Source organism: Allobosea vaviloviae (genome assembly GCF_001298265.1).
GTDB classification, from domain to species: Bacteria; Pseudomonadota; Alphaproteobacteria; order Rhizobiales; family Beijerinckiaceae; genus Allobosea; species Allobosea vaviloviae_B.
This window is the reverse complement of the sequence record NZ_LGSZ01000048.1, coordinates 383,191-398,551: the sequence shown is the minus strand read 5'-3', so window position 1 is coordinate 398,551 and position 15,361 is coordinate 383,191. Positions and strand designations below refer to the sequence as shown.

Annotated in this window: 18 protein-coding genes; 9 read left to right on the top strand and 9 right to left on the bottom strand. The window is 67.6% G+C overall.

All coding sequences use genetic code 11. From position 1 onward, the window contains the following. Positions 1-95: 95 nt before the first annotated feature. From AE618_RS18075 to AE618_RS18045, 7 genes are all read right to left on the bottom strand, one after another. Complete coding sequence (locus AE618_RS18075) at positions 96-620, bottom strand: retropepsin-like aspartic protease family protein (protein ID WP_248310926.1); 525 nt, start codon at positions 618-620, stop codon at positions 96-98. Positions 621-843: 223 nt separating this feature from the next. Then, on the bottom strand, positions 844-1,752 hold the full coding sequence (locus AE618_RS18070; protein WP_054210425.1) for a ribokinase: 909 nt from the start codon (positions 1,750-1,752) through the stop codon (positions 844-846). Further along, a complete protein-coding gene (locus AE618_RS18065) occupies positions 1,749-2,645 on the bottom strand; it encodes a 2-dehydro-3-deoxygalactonokinase (protein ID WP_082365374.1) in 897 nt (298 codons plus the stop codon). The genes AE618_RS18070 and AE618_RS18065 overlap by 4 nt, the downstream gene beginning before the upstream one ends. A gap of 117 nt (positions 2,646-2,762) precedes the next feature. Further along, positions 2,763-3,362 carry a protocatechuate 3,4-dioxygenase subunit alpha gene (pcaG, locus tag AE618_RS18060; protein WP_054210424.1) on the bottom strand — a complete coding sequence of 200 codons (600 nt, stop codon included), beginning with the start codon at positions 3,360-3,362 and terminating at the stop codon, positions 2,763-2,765. Further along, positions 3,352-4,062, bottom strand: coding sequence for a protocatechuate 3,4-dioxygenase subunit beta (gene pcaH / locus AE618_RS18055; protein WP_054210423.1), 711 nt, complete (start codon positions 4,060-4,062; stop codon positions 3,352-3,354). Before pcaH ends, pcaG begins: the two co-directional genes overlap by 11 nt. Beyond that, positions 4,059-4,832 (bottom strand): CoA-transferase subunit beta, encoded by a 774-nt coding sequence (locus AE618_RS18050; RefSeq protein WP_432704510.1) that lies wholly within the window; start codon positions 4,830-4,832, stop codon positions 4,059-4,061. The genes pcaH and AE618_RS18050 overlap by 4 nt, the downstream gene beginning before the upstream one ends. Further along, entirely contained in the window at positions 4,829-5,686 is an 858-nt protein-coding gene (locus AE618_RS18045; RefSeq protein ID WP_054210421.1) for a CoA transferase subunit A, read from the bottom strand. Before AE618_RS18045 ends, AE618_RS18050 begins: the two co-directional genes overlap by 4 nt. 112 nt (positions 5,687-5,798) lie before the next feature. On the opposite strand from AE618_RS18045, the gene AE618_RS18040 reads away from it, so the two are divergent. Further along, complete coding sequence (locus AE618_RS18040) at positions 5,799-6,536, top strand: IclR family transcriptional regulator domain-containing protein (protein WP_248310925.1); 738 nt, start codon at positions 5,799-5,801, stop codon at positions 6,534-6,536. A 14-nt stretch (positions 6,537-6,550) separates the two neighbouring features. After that, positions 6,551-7,441: a hypothetical protein gene (locus tag AE618_RS18035; protein WP_054210419.1), complete on the top strand. Its 891-nt coding sequence runs from the start codon at positions 6,551-6,553 to the stop codon at positions 7,439-7,441. Positions 7,442-7,578: 137 nt separating this feature from the next. Here the strand turns inward: AE618_RS18035 and AE618_RS27455 are convergent, their stop codons facing one another. Beyond that, a complete protein-coding gene (locus AE618_RS27455; RefSeq protein WP_082365373.1) occupies positions 7,579-8,232 on the bottom strand; it encodes a L,D-transpeptidase in 654 nt (217 codons plus the stop codon). Positions 8,233-8,475: 243 nt separating this feature from the next. On the opposite strand from AE618_RS27455, the gene AE618_RS18025 reads away from it, so the two are divergent. The 7 genes from AE618_RS18025 to AE618_RS17995 all read left to right on the top strand — a co-directional run bounded on the left by AE618_RS18025 (position 8,476) and on the right by AE618_RS17995 (position 14,084). After that, positions 8,476-9,228, top strand: coding sequence for a sulfite exporter TauE/SafE family protein (locus AE618_RS18025; RefSeq protein WP_054210418.1), 753 nt, complete (start codon positions 8,476-8,478; stop codon positions 9,226-9,228). A 176-nt stretch (positions 9,229-9,404) separates the two neighbouring features. Beyond that, positions 9,405-10,169 carry an imidazole glycerol phosphate synthase subunit HisF gene (gene hisF / locus AE618_RS18020; protein ID WP_054210417.1) on the top strand — a complete coding sequence of 255 codons (765 nt, stop codon included), beginning with the start codon at positions 9,405-9,407 and terminating at the stop codon, positions 10,167-10,169. A 164-nt stretch (positions 10,170-10,333) separates the two neighbouring features. Next, positions 10,334-10,651: a phosphoribosyl-ATP diphosphatase gene (locus tag AE618_RS18015; RefSeq protein WP_054210416.1), complete on the top strand. Its 318-nt coding sequence runs from the start codon at positions 10,334-10,336 to the stop codon at positions 10,649-10,651. Positions 10,652-10,703: 52 nt separating this feature from the next. After that, positions 10,704-11,678, top strand: coding sequence for a type I pantothenate kinase (gene coaA, locus AE618_RS18010; RefSeq protein ID WP_054210415.1), 975 nt, complete (start codon positions 10,704-10,706; stop codon positions 11,676-11,678). Then, positions 11,678-12,124, top strand: a complete 447-nt coding sequence (locus AE618_RS18005; RefSeq protein WP_054210414.1) for a YqaA family protein — start codon at positions 11,678-11,680, stop codon at positions 12,122-12,124. Before coaA ends, AE618_RS18005 begins: the two co-directional genes overlap by 1 nt. An 82-nt stretch (positions 12,125-12,206) precedes the next feature. Beyond that, positions 12,207-12,557 carry a RidA family protein gene (locus tag AE618_RS18000; protein WP_054210413.1) on the top strand — a complete coding sequence of 117 codons (351 nt, stop codon included), beginning with the start codon at positions 12,207-12,209 and terminating at the stop codon, positions 12,555-12,557. A 117-nt stretch (positions 12,558-12,674) separates the two neighbouring features. After that, positions 12,675-14,084 (top strand): hypothetical protein, encoded by a 1,410-nt coding sequence (locus AE618_RS17995; RefSeq protein WP_054210412.1) that lies wholly within the window; start codon positions 12,675-12,677, stop codon positions 14,082-14,084. Positions 14,085-14,099: 15 nt separating this feature from the next. On the opposite strand, the gene AE618_RS17990 is transcribed toward AE618_RS17995, so the two are convergent. Then, the gene (locus AE618_RS17990; RefSeq protein WP_054210411.1) at positions 14,100-15,260 is read right to left on the bottom strand and encodes an aminotransferase; all 1,161 of its coding nucleotides are present in this window, start codon (positions 15,258-15,260) and stop codon (positions 14,100-14,102) included. Between the last annotated feature and the right edge of the window lie 101 nt (positions 15,261-15,361).

Sequence of the window (15,361 nt, the reverse complement as noted above, 5' to 3'; positions counted from 1 at the left end):
GATAGGGATGATGTTGCGACGCAACAACGACGTCCTGCCATAGCTAATCGCGGCCGCGATGGGAACGAGACTCGCGGCTGCCGATCTGGGTGGCCTCAGCCGCGCAGGACCATGCGGCCGGTCTGGACCTCGTAGCCCCTGAGCTTGCCGAGGAAGGAGGTGCCGAGCAGGCTCATCGAGAGCGCGCCTTCCGGCAGGACGACGGCCTCGACATTGCGCACGAGGATCGAGCCGAGCCTGACCTCCCGCAGATTGACGCGCGCCCCGCGGACCGTGCCGTTGGCGGTGTTGAGCGACATTTTGTAGTCAGCCGAGGACAGCTGGATGCCAAGCGCACGCGCATCCTTCGCCGTCAGCGCGACGAGGCTCGCCCCGGTATCGACCAGCATCTGGATTCGGAAATTGTCGATCGAGGGATGAACGACGTAATGGCCGCGATAATCCGCGGCGACGGTGAGGGTCGGAGGCTCCGCCGGCTTGGAAGTGCTGGTCTTGCCCGCCTCGGGGCGAGCGCCCGAGGCCGGGCTGGCGGCTGTGACCGAGGCCGCGCTTTGGGGTTCGTCCATGCCGACGAGGCGGGCCAGCCTCGGCCCGTAGCCCAGCGCGCTGATCGATGCCATGGCGACAACGCCCAGCGCCCAGATGATCGGCCTTTGGCCCATCGCGACCTTGTCTCCACCAGTGACCTTGCGGAAACGATGACGGGCAGTCCCTGCCGAAGGGTGAAGAGGCACGCTCGGATTCGGCCATTTGCCTGCCTTGGCGCCCGCGCGAGGGAAACAGACTTAACGCGGGCTTGCCGCATGGCGCGAGACGACGAGGATGGCAGCACTGATCCCGGCGCTAAAGGAACGATTGTCCGACCATGGCCTCGATCGCCTCTCGACGCGGCACGCTGGGCTGCGCCCCCGCCACCGTGCAGGCGAGCGATCCGGCCGCGAGACCGCGCTGCAGCGCGCCTGAAAAGCCAAAACCGGCCGAGAGCGCGGCGGCGAAGGCGCCGGTGAAGCTGTCGCCCGCCGCGACCGTATCCACGACCGCAACAGTGGGTGCGGCAAGCCTGCGGCAGACGCCGCCATGCCAGCCCACGGCGCCGTCCGCCCCCAGCGTCGCGATGCAGGCGATTCCACGCTCGGCGTCGCAGCGTCTGGCGATCGCATCGGGCTCGCGCTCGAGCCAGCCGAGGGATTGCGCCAGGACGAGCGCCTCGTGCTCATTGACGATCAGGATATCGAGGCAGTCGAGCAATTCGTCCGCGGGTGGTCCGGCTGGGGCGAGGTTCAGGATGACGCGGCCGCCGGCACGCTTCATCCTCCGCGCCGCTACCAGGCATTCCGCTTCGGGAACCTCGCGTTGCAGCAGCAGGATGTCGCCTTCGCCCAGCGACAGACTGGCCAAGGCATCTGCACGGGCGAGCGCATTCGCCCCTGCCGCGACGACGATCTGGTTCGAGCCTGCGGCATCGACCGCGATGAAGGCAGCGCCGGTGGGCGCCTCGACGCGGGCGACATCGGACAGATCGACCCCGTCAGCCGCGAGCAGCGACAGCGCGATGTCGGCGAAGCCGTCGCGCCCGACCGCGCCGACCAGCACGACCTCGGCTCCGGCACGGCGGGCCGCGAGCGCCTGGTTGGCGCCCTTGCCGCCCGGATGGAGCTCATAGGCCGGGCCGATCACCGTCTCGCCCGCGCCGGGCAGGCGCTCGACGGCCGTGACCAGATCGACATTGAGCGAGCCGAAGACCACGATCATGCTGACACACTTTCAAAGAGCCGACGAACGCCGGCGATGAAGGCCGCCTCCGGCGTCGTCAGCGTCGCCGCGATCCCGGCTGCCGCAAGCGCCGCGCCATAGCTTTGCGCCAGCGCGCCGTCGGCGACGAGATGGACGGTGTCGCTGCGGCCGAGCAGCGCCTGCGCGCCCGCGACCTCATGGCCGACCAGCAGCGCTGAGAGATAGGGGCCGACCGCGCCGCCCGGCAGGCGGCCGGCCAGGACCTCCGAACGTGATGCGAAGGCCGTGTTGAGCAGGCCACCGGGGCGGGCGGCAGCGGCGAGCCCGTCCGCGGTCCCGCGCGCCGCATCATCGCCCGAGGGCTCTTGTGCCAACCGCGACAGGATCGAATGCTGCCGCAGCAGGCCATAGATTTCGCCGGTCATGAAGCTGGCGAAGCGGGTGATGCGGCCGCCCTCGATCCGCGCCCATTTCGAATGGGTGCCCGGCAGGCAGGCGATGCCATCTGCGAGGCGCAGGCCGACGATCAGCGTCTCCTCGCCGCGCATCACGTCGAAGGCGCCCTCGTCGCAGGAGAGGCCGGGCAGGATGGTCGCGGGCGATCCGTCCGCCAGCGTGACCTTCATGCCGGCGGCGGCGATCTCCTCGGGCGAGGCCGGGCAGGCGACGTAATGCGCTTCGATCCAGCCATTGCGGCTGCCGACCATGCCGGCGAGCACGATGGCCGCATCGGGCGAGGCTCGGCGCAGATCGCCCGCGATCGCATCGAAAGCCGCCGGAAAACCGCCTGGAGGAACCGACTGGATGCCCTGATCGGCGCTGCGGCGCTCAAGGACCTCACCGGATTCCGAGATCAGGAAGGCGCGAGCGCGCGTCGTGCCCCAGTCGAGAGCGATCAGGGGTCTGGGCATGGGAAGGGCTCCGGCTGGTTGCTGACGCTCCCGTCATTCTCGGGCGAAGCGTAGCGCAGAGCCTGAGAATCTCCTGCGAGAGATGCCCGGGTCAAGCCCGGGCATGACGACCAGGGTTCACGCCGCGAAGAACGCCGTCTCGCCCTCGCCCTGCAGGCGGATGTCGAAGCGATAGACGCCATTCTCATCGCGCTTGGCGATCAGCGTCTCGCGCCGCTCGGCCGGAACCAGCGCCAGCACCGGATCTGCCGCATTGCCCGGCTCGCCTTCGAAATAGATCCGCGTCGCCAAGCGGACCAGAATTCCGCGGGCAAAGACGGAGACCGAGAGATGCGGCGCCTGCATCGTGCCACCGGGACCTTCTATCGCACCTGGCCGGATCGTCTCGAAGTGAAAGCCGCCCTCGGCCGTCGCCTCGGCGCGACCGAAGCCGGAAAAGCCTGCATTGCCGGAGGTGTTGAAGCGTCCTCGCGCATCGGCCTGCCAGATCTCGATCATGGCATCGATCACGACCGCGCCATCACCGTCATAGACATGGCCTTCGATGCGGATGCGCTCTCCCTCCACGCCCTCGCCCGCGACCTGTTCGGTGGCGAGTTCCGGCCCGCCATAGGCGCGCGGCGTCAGGGCATAGGCGAAGAAGGGCCCGATGGTCTGGGACGGCGTGATGCCGAAATCCGGCCCGGCCGCTTGCCGTGCTTGTGTCTCAGTGGTCATGGGGCTCCTCCACCGGCGTCGCGTTGCGGCCGCGCAGGACGATGTCGAAGGTGTAGCCCAGTGCCCATTCGGGCTCGGTGGTGCCGAGATCGAAGCGCGAGATCAGGCGTTCGCGGGCGCGTTCATCGGTGACCGACTGGAAGATCGGGTCGTATTTGAACAGCGGATCGCCCGGGAAATACATCTGCGTGATCACGCGCGACAGGAAGCTCGGCCCAAACAGCGAGAAATGGATATGGGCCGGCCGCCAGGCATTGTGGTGGTTGCGCCAGGGATAGGCGCCAGGCTTGATCGTGACGAAGCGATAGCGCCCCTCGGCATCGGTCAGCGCCCGGCCGGCGCCGGTGAAGTTCGGGTCGAGCGGGGCCGGGTGCTGGTCGCGGACATGGACATAGCGGCCGCCGGCATTCGCCTGCCAGATCTCGACCAGCGTGTGCGGCACGGGCCGGCCGTCCTCGTCGAGGACGCGGCCGGAGACGATGATGCGCTCGCCCAGCGGTTCGCCCTGATGCTGGCGGGTCAGGTCGGAATCGCCAGCGGCGACGCCGGTATGGCCGAAGACCGGGCCGGTCGTCTCCGAAAGCGTATGCGGCAGCAGGATCAGCGGCTTCGACGGGGCTCGCTTCACCGTCGAGCCATAGGCCGGCGTCGCATTGAGCGGGTGGGCCTTCAGGCTGTCTCTGGGGTAAATCAGGCTCATGCCGCCACTCCATGGGCTTGCCGCGTGCGAGCATGAAGATCGCGCAGCACGGAGAGTTCCTGCTCGGTCGCCGCCGGCGTTTCCGTCACATCGGCGGCAAAGCGCAGCGGCCAGGCGCAGCCCGCCTGGACCTGTTCGCGCGTCACGCCGGGATGCAGCGAGACGACTGTCAGTTCCGCCGTCTGCGGATCGGGCTCGAGCACGCAGAGATCGGTCATGATTTTGGTCGGCCCCTTCGTGGTGAGGCCGAGCGCGGCGCGGTCGCCCTTGCCCGTGCCATGGCCGAAGGAGGTGATGAAGGGCAGTTTCTCGACGAAGGCGCGGGTGCCCATCGCCATGGTGATGAAGATCTGGCCGCAATTGCTGGCGATCTCAGGCGCGCCGCCGCCGCCCGGCAGGCGCACCTTCGGGGCGTCATAGGGGCCGACGACCGTGGTGTTGAGGTTGGCGAAACGGTCGATCTGGGCGCCGCCGAGGAAGCCGATGGTGATGCGCCCGCCCTGCAGCCAGTAGCGGAACATCTCGGGCACGGCCACCGTGGTCAGCGCCGTGTCGCAAAGCTCGCCGTCGCCGATCGAAAGCGGCAGCACGGTCGGCCGGGTCGAGAGCGTGCCGGATTCGTAGATCAGCGTGATCTTCGGCGCATGGGTCAGCCGCGCCAGGTTGCAGGCGGCCGAGGGTGCGCCGATGCCGACGAAGCAGACATCGGTGTCGCTCAGCAGCCGGGCGGCCGCGATCGTCATCATTTCGGTCGGGGTCGCTGTCATCACGCCGCCTCCCTCGTTGAAAGCGCATGACGCGCGAAGACATCGGGGCCCTTGTCGAGCACATTGTCCTTGATCCAGGACAAGAACGTGTCGCGTTCGCGGGCGATCTTGTCCCAGGCGATGTAGAAGTCGTTGGCGCGCTTGTAATAGCCATGCGCATAGGACGGATAGGCGCCGCCCGGCACATGGGCGATCGCGGTGACCGCCCAGGACGGCAGGATCACCGCATTGGCGTTGCGCGGGCCGAAATCATCGACGATCTCCTCGACCGTGACGAGCGAGCGCTTCGCGGCCAGAACCGCCTCTTTCTGCACGCCGACGATGCCCTCCAGCAGGACATTGCCCTCGCGATCGGCCTTGAGCGCGTGGATGATCGCCGCATCCGGCCGGATCGCAGGCACCGTCGCCAGCACCTCTCCGGAATAGGGGCAGGTGACCGAGCGGATCTGCGGGTTGACGCTGGGCAGGTCGACGCCCTTGTAGCCACGGAAGGCCGCGAAGGGCAGGTTCGCCGCGCCGGCCTCATAGGCATTGGCCATGGCGGCGTGGCTGTGCTCCTCGATCTCCAGCTTGTGAGGCCAGCCGTTCTCGACCGCGTCGCGGAAACGGTGCAGCGAGCCTACGCCGGGATTGCCGCCCCAGGAGAAGATCAGCTTCTCCGCGCAGCCGGTGCCGATCAACTGGTCGTAGATCAAATCCGGCGTCATTCGGATCAGGGTCAGGCGGCGCTTGCCCTGCCGGATCGTCTCATGTCCGGCCGCATGCGGAATCAGATGGGTGAAGCCTTCCATGGCGACGGAGCAGCCATCGCTCACGACCGCCTCGATTCCCTGCGCGAGGGAGACGAATTCAGCCACCTTGACATCTCCCCGATATGTGCGTTTATCGCACAACGTTCTGATTATCGCACTTTAAGGCGCTGGGAGCAGGCGGTCAAGGATGCCGGAGGAAGCGCCCGACCGTGATCACATGGCCGCCCTTGAGAAAGGATTGGCGGTGATCGAATGCTTCGACGCCGCCCATGACAAGCTCACCATCGCCGATGTCGCCCGCGCGACCGACCTCTCCCGCGCCGCCGCGCGGCGCTGCCTGCTGACGCTGGCGCGCCTCGGCTACGCGGAGTTCGACGGCAAGTTCTTCCGGCTGACGCCGCGCGTGCTGCGGCTCGGCCATGCCTGGCTGGCCTCGACCGCGCTGCCGCAACTGGTGCAGCCCTTCCTGGAGCGGCTCTCCGAGGAAACCCATGAATCCTCTTCGGCCTCGCTGCTCGACGGGCACGAGATCGTCTATATCGCGCGCTCGGCGCAGCGGCGGATCATGTCGGTCGGCCTCTCCGTCGGCACGCGGCTGCCGGCCTTCTGCACCTCGATGGGGCGGGTCTTGCTGGCCTTTCGCGATCCCGCCGACGCGCAGGCGCGCATCCTCGCCGGCAAGCCGCGCGCGCTGACCCCGCATACGGTCACGGACCCGGCGAAACTCGCGGAAATCCTGGCGACCGTGCGAGTGCAGGGCCATTGCATCGTCGACCAGGAGCTCGAGCTCGGGCTGATCTCGCTGGCCATGCCGCTGTTCAACGCGCGCGGCGAGGTCATCGCCGCGTTCAACATTTCGGGCCAGGTGCAGCGGAGCTCGGCGAGGGATATGGCAGAGCATGTCCTGCCGCGCATGCGCGCACTCCAGGCGATGCTGCGCCCGCTCATCACATAAGGCAGGAACGCCGCATGCTCACGCTGACAGCCGGACCTCTGAGCGCCCGCATCCATCCGGAGGCCGGCGGCATCATCGCAGCGCTCGACTGGCGCGGCCGGGATGGGCGCCTGCACAAGCTGCTGCATTCGCCCGACGGCGCCGTGCCCTCGACGGCTGCGCCGAACATGATGGGAAGCTGGGTGATGGCGCCCTTCGCCAACCGTGCCTTCGACGGTATCGTCGACGACGGGACGACGCGCTTCTCGGTTCCGGACAACAATCCGCGCGGCGGCGGCAACATTCACGGCTTCGGCTGGCAGTCCGCCTGGGCCATACTTGGCCATACCGCTGGCCATACCGTGCTCGAGCACCGCCGCAGCGAGGGGCCGGACCCGTATCGCTACCGGGTCAAGCAGGAGATTGGCCTCGACGACGCCGGTATGACCGTCAAATTGGCGATCACCAACGAGGCCGACCGGGTCCTACCCTATGGAATCGGCCATCATCCCTGGTTTCCCTGCGCGGCGGATACGCGGCTCGGTATGACCGCTCGTGGAGCGCTCGTCTTCGGCGAGGCCTTCCGTGCGACGGGGTCGAAGCCGCTGGCCGAAGGCGGTCCCTATGCCGGCAAGCCGGTTTTCGCCACGGGCCGCGAGACCGCCTGGAGCTTCCTTGGCTGGGACGGCACGGCGCGGATCGAGACGCCATCGACCGGCCTCGCGATCGTCTTGACGGCGAGCAAAAGCCTGCGCTGTCCCGTGGTCTGGGCACCCGCCGGCGCGGAGTTTCTCTGCATCGAGCCGCAGAGCCATGCGATTGGCTCGCCGAGCGAGGCGCCCGCGCGCCAGGCCGCGCCGCTCAAGCGGCTTCAGCCCGGCGAGACGCTGGAAGGCTGGCTGCGGATCGCGCCGGAGGCGATTTAGGCAGTCCCGTCAGGCGTCATTCTCGGGCGAAGCGAAGCGCAGACCCGAGAATCTCAGGCTGAGTGAGGCGCCGGGGGCTTCTCGTCACGAGATGCTCGGGTCAAGCCCGAGCATGACGGCGTTGTCCTGGCCGACAACTACCGCCAGCGCGGGCCGCTGCTCATATAGGGCTGATACCCGAAGGCGCCAGCCGGCAGAGCGGGACGCAGCAGGATCTCCCCGCGTGCGGCATCCCAGTTCGGCGCCTTGCGCTGCTGGGCGATGGCTGCGCGCTCCTTCGCCTTGGCCTTGGCGATCTTGGTCTTGGTGCCGCCGGACACCTTCACCTTGCCAGACGCCTTGGCGAATTGCGACAGGCCGTCATTGGCCGCACCGTTCAGCGCGATCCTCGTCTGGCTGGCGCCGTGCTTCTTGACCAGGGCGAAGAGCTTGGCGGCATTGGTCGGGTGCAGGCGGATGCAGCCATGCGAGGCCGGGCGGCCGAGCGCGCCGACCGCTGTCGTGCCATGGATGGCGTACCCGCCGCGGAAGAACACCGCGTTGGGCATCGCGCCGCCATATTTGCGCGAGTACCAGTTCTTTTCCAGCCGCGTCGGGCGGTACACGCCGTTGGGCGAGCGGAAGCCCTTGCGGCCCGAGGAGATCGCCCAGTTATAGGCCTCGCCATCGGTCGTCGTGACCTGGATGCGCTGGGCCGCGATATCGACGCGGACATCGACGCCGGCCTGCACTGACCCTACGGAAGCCCACGACAAAAATATAACGGCCATCAGGCCGAACATGCGACGCATCACACCACTCCGCAAAGACGCAACTGTTGAACGCTTTGGCGTTGTCGGAGCGATATCCGCCGCCATTCCCTGAAGGAAACGCTCTCGGGAGGTCCATGTAAAGCGCCGAGCCGGAATGTGGTTTCTAACATGCGGACAAGGCCCTGCGCGGACAGCCTCCGCGACCTGCGCCGCCGGCTTTGCCCGGGGCTGCGGGCAGGTGTAGCAAGGAAGGCCCGCCCCCCTCGCGCCCTCGCGGTCTTCATGCTCGACACGTTCCTGCCGGCTGGCGTCGCGCCCGCCATCGCGCTTCTGCTGATCGCGGTCAGCTTCATGACCTCGGCCTTCACCGCCGCCTTCGGCATCGGCGGCGGGGTTGCGATGCTGGGTGCGCTCGCCGGCACGGTGCCGCCAGCCGTGATCATCGCCGTGCATGGGCTGGTGCAAGTCGGCTCCAATGTCGGGCGCACCCTCGTGCAGCAGGCGCATGCGGTCTGGCCGCTGGTCGCGCGCTTCACCATTGGTTCTGTGGTCGGCGTGCTGATCGGCGCCTGGCTGGTGGTCGAGCTGCCGGAGCGCATCCTGCTCGGCCTGCTCGGCGCCTTCATCCTGGTGATGGCCTGGCTGCCGAAGCCGCGCATTCCCGGCCTGGCATCGAGCGGCCTAGTCATCGGCGGCGGCCTCTCGACCATCATCACCATGTTCGTGGGCGCGACCGGCCCCTTCGTTCAGGCGCTGTTGCTGCCGCTCGGGCTGGAGAAGCGCCAGCTCATCGCCACCCACGCCGCCTGCACGACGATCCAGCATCTGCTCAAGGTCTTCGCATTCGGGGCGCTCGGCTTTGCCTTCGCCGACTGGCTGCCGCTGATCGCGGCGATGATCGTCTCGGGCTTCGCCGGCACGATGGCGGGGACGAAGCTGCTGGAGAGGCTGCCGGAACGCTGGTTCCTGGCGGCGATCAAGGCGATCCTAACCATCGTCGGGATCGACCTGATCAGGCGCGCGGCGGGTTACTGAGGCTCCGGGCGGAGCCTCAGGTTCATCAGTGCCCCAACCTCTGGCGTTGGAACGTCCGGCAGCCGAGCAAGGAACAAGCCCTGCCGCAACGGCCACCGCCACACATTCCGCTTTCGCCGGCAATGCTCTAAGAGTGGCCGCGACATTCGCGCGCCAGCCTCGATCGACCTTGCCCCATGACCCTGAAGACCCGCGTCATCCCCTGCCTCGACGTCAAGGACGGCCGTGTCGTCAAGGGCGTGCAGTTCCTCGACCTCGTCGATGCGGGCGACCCCGTCGAGGCCGCCAAGGCCTATGATGCGGCGGGCGCCGACGAACTCTGCTTCCTCGACATCACCGCGAGCCATGAGGATCGCGGCATCCTGTTCGATGTGGTGACGCGCACGGCGGAAGCCTGCTTCATGCCGCTGACGGTTGGTGGCGGCGTGCGCAAGGTCGAGGACATCCGGGGGCTGCTGCTGGCCGGCGCCGACAAGGTCTCGATCAACACGGCCGCCGTGACCAACCGGCAATTCGTCAAGGAGGCGGCCGAAAAGTTCGGCGCGCAGTGCATTACGGTCGCGATCGACGCCAAGCAGGTGACGCCCGGCCGCTGGGAGATCTTTACCCATGGCGGACGCAACCCCACCGGGCTCGAGGCCGTGGCCTTCGCACAGGAGGTCGCGTCGCTGGGGGCCGGCGAATTGCTGGTGACCTCGATGGATCGCGACGGCACCAAGGTCGGCTATGATCTGGGCCTCACACGCGCCATTGCGGACGCGGTCACGGTGCCCGTGATCGCCTCGGGCGGCGTCGGCGATCTCGACGATCTCGTGAACGGCGTTCGCGAAGGCCATGCCTCAGCCGTGCTTGCCGCCTCGATCTTCCATTTCGGCACCTATACGATTCAGCAGGCCAAGGCGCATATGGCCCACGCCGGGCTCATGATGAGGCTCGACTGAGTCGTGGCGGGACTCCTTCGGCCTGTCATTCCGGGGCTTCGCGCAGCGAAGAACCCGGAACCCACGACTGGGCGAGCCGCCTGCGACTGGGTATCGAATGTCTCACCAAGTCGTGGATTCCGGGTTCGCGCCTACGGCGCGCCCCGGAATGACAGGAGGGCAGCATGACCTTCACCCTCACCGATCTCGAAGCCCGCATCGCCGAGCGCGCCGCGGCTTCGCCCGATGAATCCTGGACGGCGAAGCTGCTCGCCGCCGGGCCCGAGCGCTGCGCCAAGAAGTTCGGCGAGGAGGCGGTCGAGGCCGTCATCGCCGCCGTGAAGGGCGATCGCGCTGAGCTGATCGCCGAGAGCGCGGACGTGCTCTATCATCTCTTGGTTGTACTCAAGGCCAGAAATGTTGCATTGCAGGACGTCTTGAGCCAGCTTGAGGCTCGCACCGTGCGCTCCGGTCTGGCGGAGAAAGCCGCACGGCCCCTGTGAGATCGAGGCTAGTCCCGCGTTGAACCTCGAAGCTTGGAATGCGGGTCGCATCATGGACCAGCGCGTGATCCCCGCCCCGCATGATCCCGATCTCGGCTCGCCCTATCGCACCTTCTCGCGCGACGAGTGGGCGCATTTGCGTGCCGACACGCCGCTGACGCTGTCGGTCGACGACCTGACCAAGCTGCAATCGATCAACGACCCGATCTCGATCGACGAGATCGTCGCGATCTACCTGCCGCTGTCGCGCCTGCTCTCGCTGTATGTCGCGGCGACGCAGGGGCTGTTCAAGGCGACGCAGCGCTTCCTGCTGGCCGAGGCCGAGGTCAAGGTGCCCTACATCATCGGCGTCGCCGGCTCGGTGGCGGTCGGCAAATCGACCACGGCGCGCGTGCTCAAGGCGCTCCTGTCGCGTTGGCCGAACACGCCCAAGGTCGAACTCGTCACCACCGACGGCTTTCTTCTGCCCAATGCCGAGCTCGACCGGCGCGGGCTGATGCAGCGCAAGGGCTTCCCCGAGAGCTATGACGGCGCGGCCATCCTGCGCTTCCTCTCCGACGTCAAGGCCGGCAAGCCCCAGGTCGCGGCCCCGGTCTATTCGCATCTCGTCTACGATGTGGTGCCCGGCGAGACGGTGACGGTGGAGCGGCCCGACATCCTGATCCTCGAAGGGCTGAACGTCCTCCAGCCGAGCCGGATGCCCAAGGACGGCACGGTCATCCCCTTCGTTTCGGATTACTTCGATTTCTCCGTCTATCTCGACGCCGACGAGAACGATCTGCACCGCTGGTACGTCAACCGCTTCATGACGCTGCGCCAGACGGCCTTCCGCGACCCGCGCTCCTTCTTCCGCAAATATGCCGAGATCGGCGAGGACGAGGCATTCTCGATCGCGGAAGGTCTCTGGACCGGAATCAACCTGCCCAATCTGCAGGAGAACATCCTGCCGACCCGCCAGCGCGCCAGCCTGATCCTGACCAAAGGCGCCAGCCACCGCATCCAGCAGGTTGCACTGCGCCGGCTCTGATGGAGGCGTTCTGGTCGCTTGCCGGGATGGCGGGCGCGGCCTTTGTCGCGGCGACGCTGCTCCCGGCCCAGTCGGAAGCGGTCTTCCTCGGTTTGCTCGCCGCGCGCAGCGTCGATCCGCTGGCGCTGTTCCTGGTCGCCAGCCTCGCCAACACGGCAGGCTCGGTGGTGAACTGGTGGCTTGGCAGGCTGATCGCGCGGCATGGCGTCGAGAAACTGCCGAGGCGGATGCGGCCCGATCCGCGCCGGCTCGAACAGGCGCAAGGGTGGTTCGCGCGTTTCGGCTGGCCGTCCCTGCTCTTCGCCTGGCTGCCGATCGGTGGCGACCCGCTGACCTTTGTGGCGGGCACGCTCAACTATCCGCTGATCCGGTTTGTCGGGCTTGTCCTTGCCGGAAAGGCCGCCCGATATGCCATGATCTGGGCGGGCTGGGTTTTCCTGACCTAACGGAACGCACGCAACCTGCGCGGCGTTGCGCAAGCCTTCAGCACAGGCTACCAGCGAACGCCCATTTCCAGGAGATTTCATCATGAGCATTCAGCGCATCGCCGCCGGCCCGCGTATGGCCAAGGCCGTCGTCCATGGCGACACCGTCTATCTGGCCGGCCAGGTTGCGGGCGAGGCTGCCGGCAAGAGCGTCGCCGAGCAGACCGCCGACATCCTCGGCATCATCGACGGCCTTCTGGCCGAGGCGGGCACCGACAAGAGCAAGCTGCTGATGGTCAACATCTGGCTGGCGGACATGTCGACCTTCGCCGAGATGAACGCCGTCTGGGACAAGTGGGTCGTCGCCGGCCAGACGCCGGGCCGCGCCACCGTCGAGGCCAAGCTCGCAGCACCGCAGTTCACGGTCGAGATCGCGGCCATCGCCGCGAAATAAATCGATGCGCTGTGGATCGCGCTTGCGAACCCACTGACATGTGTCAGCCGGCTGCACGATAGTTGGCCGGCTGACCAAACTGGACTGACTCGGCGGGGGCCTGGGGACGGTACTATCGTGGCGAAGCCCGACGATCTGGCGGCTCTTATCGCGCGCGTTGCGAAGCGGCATTCCGTGCCGCCGCCGATCCTGCTTGCCATGGCCGCACCGCTGGTGAAGGCCGCGGCCGCAGCCGATCTCGTCGCGCTGGAACGCCTGCTGACGCGTCGCGCAGCCGATGCCGCCGTGCTGCGCCGTCGTCTTGCGGCTCCCGTAGCAGACACCACGCTCGCGGCCTGGCGGTCGCGCGCCGCCGCTGCCCTCGAAAGCGGGAGCTTCGCCGAGGTCGACAAGGCGCTGGCCCAGGCCGAACTGCAGATTCTCGGCGAACTGACCAATCTCTCGGATCTCCCGCCGGCACGCCGGATCGCGACCGGCGACACCCGCGCCGACCGAGGCGCCGTGAGCCAGCTCGATCTGGCGCCGCAATCCTGCCGCGAGGCGGCGAAGCGCTACGCCGAAGCCTCCGCGATCGTTGGCCTGGCGGACCCCGCCCGCAGCCTTGAACTGGCCTTGTTCCAGGGCGACGCGCTGGCGCGGCTGGGCGAGGAATTCGGCGACCGGTCCGGGTTCGATGCCGCGATCACGCATTATCGGGTCCTCCTGGCCGGCCTCGACAATTTCGAGGAGACCGTGAGCTGGGCCTCCGTGCAGGAGCGGCTGGGCGTCGCGCTGGCCGGTCTTGCCGCCCTGCTCGATGACCCATCGCTGCTCGACCAGGCCGCATCCTGCTATCTCACCGCGCTGGAGGACCTCCGACGCGAGCAGGCGCCGGCGCTCTGGCGCTCGCTGAAGGTTCGTTTTGGCCGGATCGCCGTCACCCTCGGGGAAACCCGCGAAGACGATGCCATGCTGGAGGAGGCGGTCACGGCGTTCGCCACCGCGCTGGCCGCCTGGGACCGCAAGGGCGACGAGGCGCGCTGGCTGGAGGCCGAACATCTGATCTCGCGTGCCCGCTCCGCACTCGGCAAGCGCCAGAACGACCTCGCTTTGCTTGAACGCGCCTTCAACGGCTTCAATCGGGTCGCCCAGGCGGTGGACCGCCCGCAGGAGCCGCTGCGCTGGGCCGAGTTGCAGGATCAGATGGGCAGTGTGCTTGCGGCCATGGGCGAACGCTACAGCGAGCCCGTGGTGCTGGAGGAGGCGATCGCCGCCTTCGGGTCGGCACTCGAAGAGCGCCGTCGCGAGACGACGCCGCAGCTCTGGGCGAAAAGTTCGGCCGATCAGGGTTTGGCGTCGATGAAGCTCGCCGCGCGCCGTCAGGATCGGGAGCTGGCACAGCGGGCCCTCATGCAGATCGCCGCTGCCGTCGAGGCGATGCGCTCGGCGGGCCACAGTGCCGACGCCGCCGCGTTGCAGAAGAAGCTCGTGATCGCCGGCGGCATGGCCGAGGCAATGGGCAAGGCCCGTGTGACGGGAAAGAGCTGAACCCAGATTCCTGGATCACGCCGCCGAACGGGTCCTTTGCCAGTCGGCCAGCCGCTCCAGCGCCGCATCCAGTGTCGCGTCACGCTTGGCGAAGCAGAAGCGGACGACGGTCTTGACCGCGCCTTCCGCATAGAAGGCGCTGACCGGGATCGCGGCGACGCCGTTTTCGGTGACCAGCCTCTTGCAGAAATCGACATCATCGCTTTCCCCCAACGCCGCAATGTCGACATTGAGGAAATAGGTGCCGACGCTCGGCAGCACGCTGAAGCCAAGCCCGGTGAGCCCCTCGGCGAAACGGTCGCGCGAGCGCTGGAAATCCGCCCGCATCCCCTCGAAATAGCTGTCGTCCTTGCCAAGCCCATAGGCAACGGCGGCCTGCAGGTTCGGCGGCGTGGTGAAGGTGATGTATTGATGCGCCTTGGCCAGCACCCTCATCAATGGCGGCGCCGCCATCACCAAACCGACCTTCCAGCCCGTCAGCGAGAAGATCTTGCCGGCCGACGAGATCTTGACGGTGCGCTCGCCCATGCCGGGCCGGCCCCGCATCGAGACATGACGGTGGCCGTCGAAGACGACATGCTCCCAGACCTCGTCGCAGATTGCCACCGCATCATGGCGGATGCAGAAAGCGGCGAGCAGGTCGAGATCGGCCGGGCTGAAGATCGTCGCGGTCGGGTTCAGCGGGTTGTTGAACAGCACGGCCTTGGTCCGGGGCGAGAAGGCCTTCGCCAGGGCCTCCTCGCTCAGCCCGAAATGCGGCGGCGTCAGCGTCACGAATTTCGGGATGCCGCCGGCGCGGCGCACCAGCGGGACATAGGCGTCGTACATCGGCTCGAACAGCACGACCTCGTCGCCTGGCGAAATCAGCGCCATCAGCGCGCCCGCGATCGCCTCGGTCGCGCCCGAGGTCACCATGATCTCGCTGTCGGGATCGAGATCGAGCCCCTGCCAGCGCTTGTAATGCGCCGCCGTGGCCTGGCGCAGCTCGGGCAGCCCCATCATCGGCGGATACTGGTTCCAGCCGTTGACCACCGCATCGGCGGCCTTCTGACGAACGTCGAGCGGGCCGGGATCATCGGGAAAGCCCTGCCCCAGATTGACCGCGCCGGTCTCGCGGGCCAGTTGCGACATCACCTCGAAGACGCTGGTCGGAAGGGCGGAGAAAATCGGATTCATCGCGGGTCGTCGCCTGCAGCCGAGAAAACTGGCCGCGCGTTTAGCATGGTGGCGTGCGCGACGCACGCGGTCTGGCATGGCCCAATGCGAGCAAGCCGGGT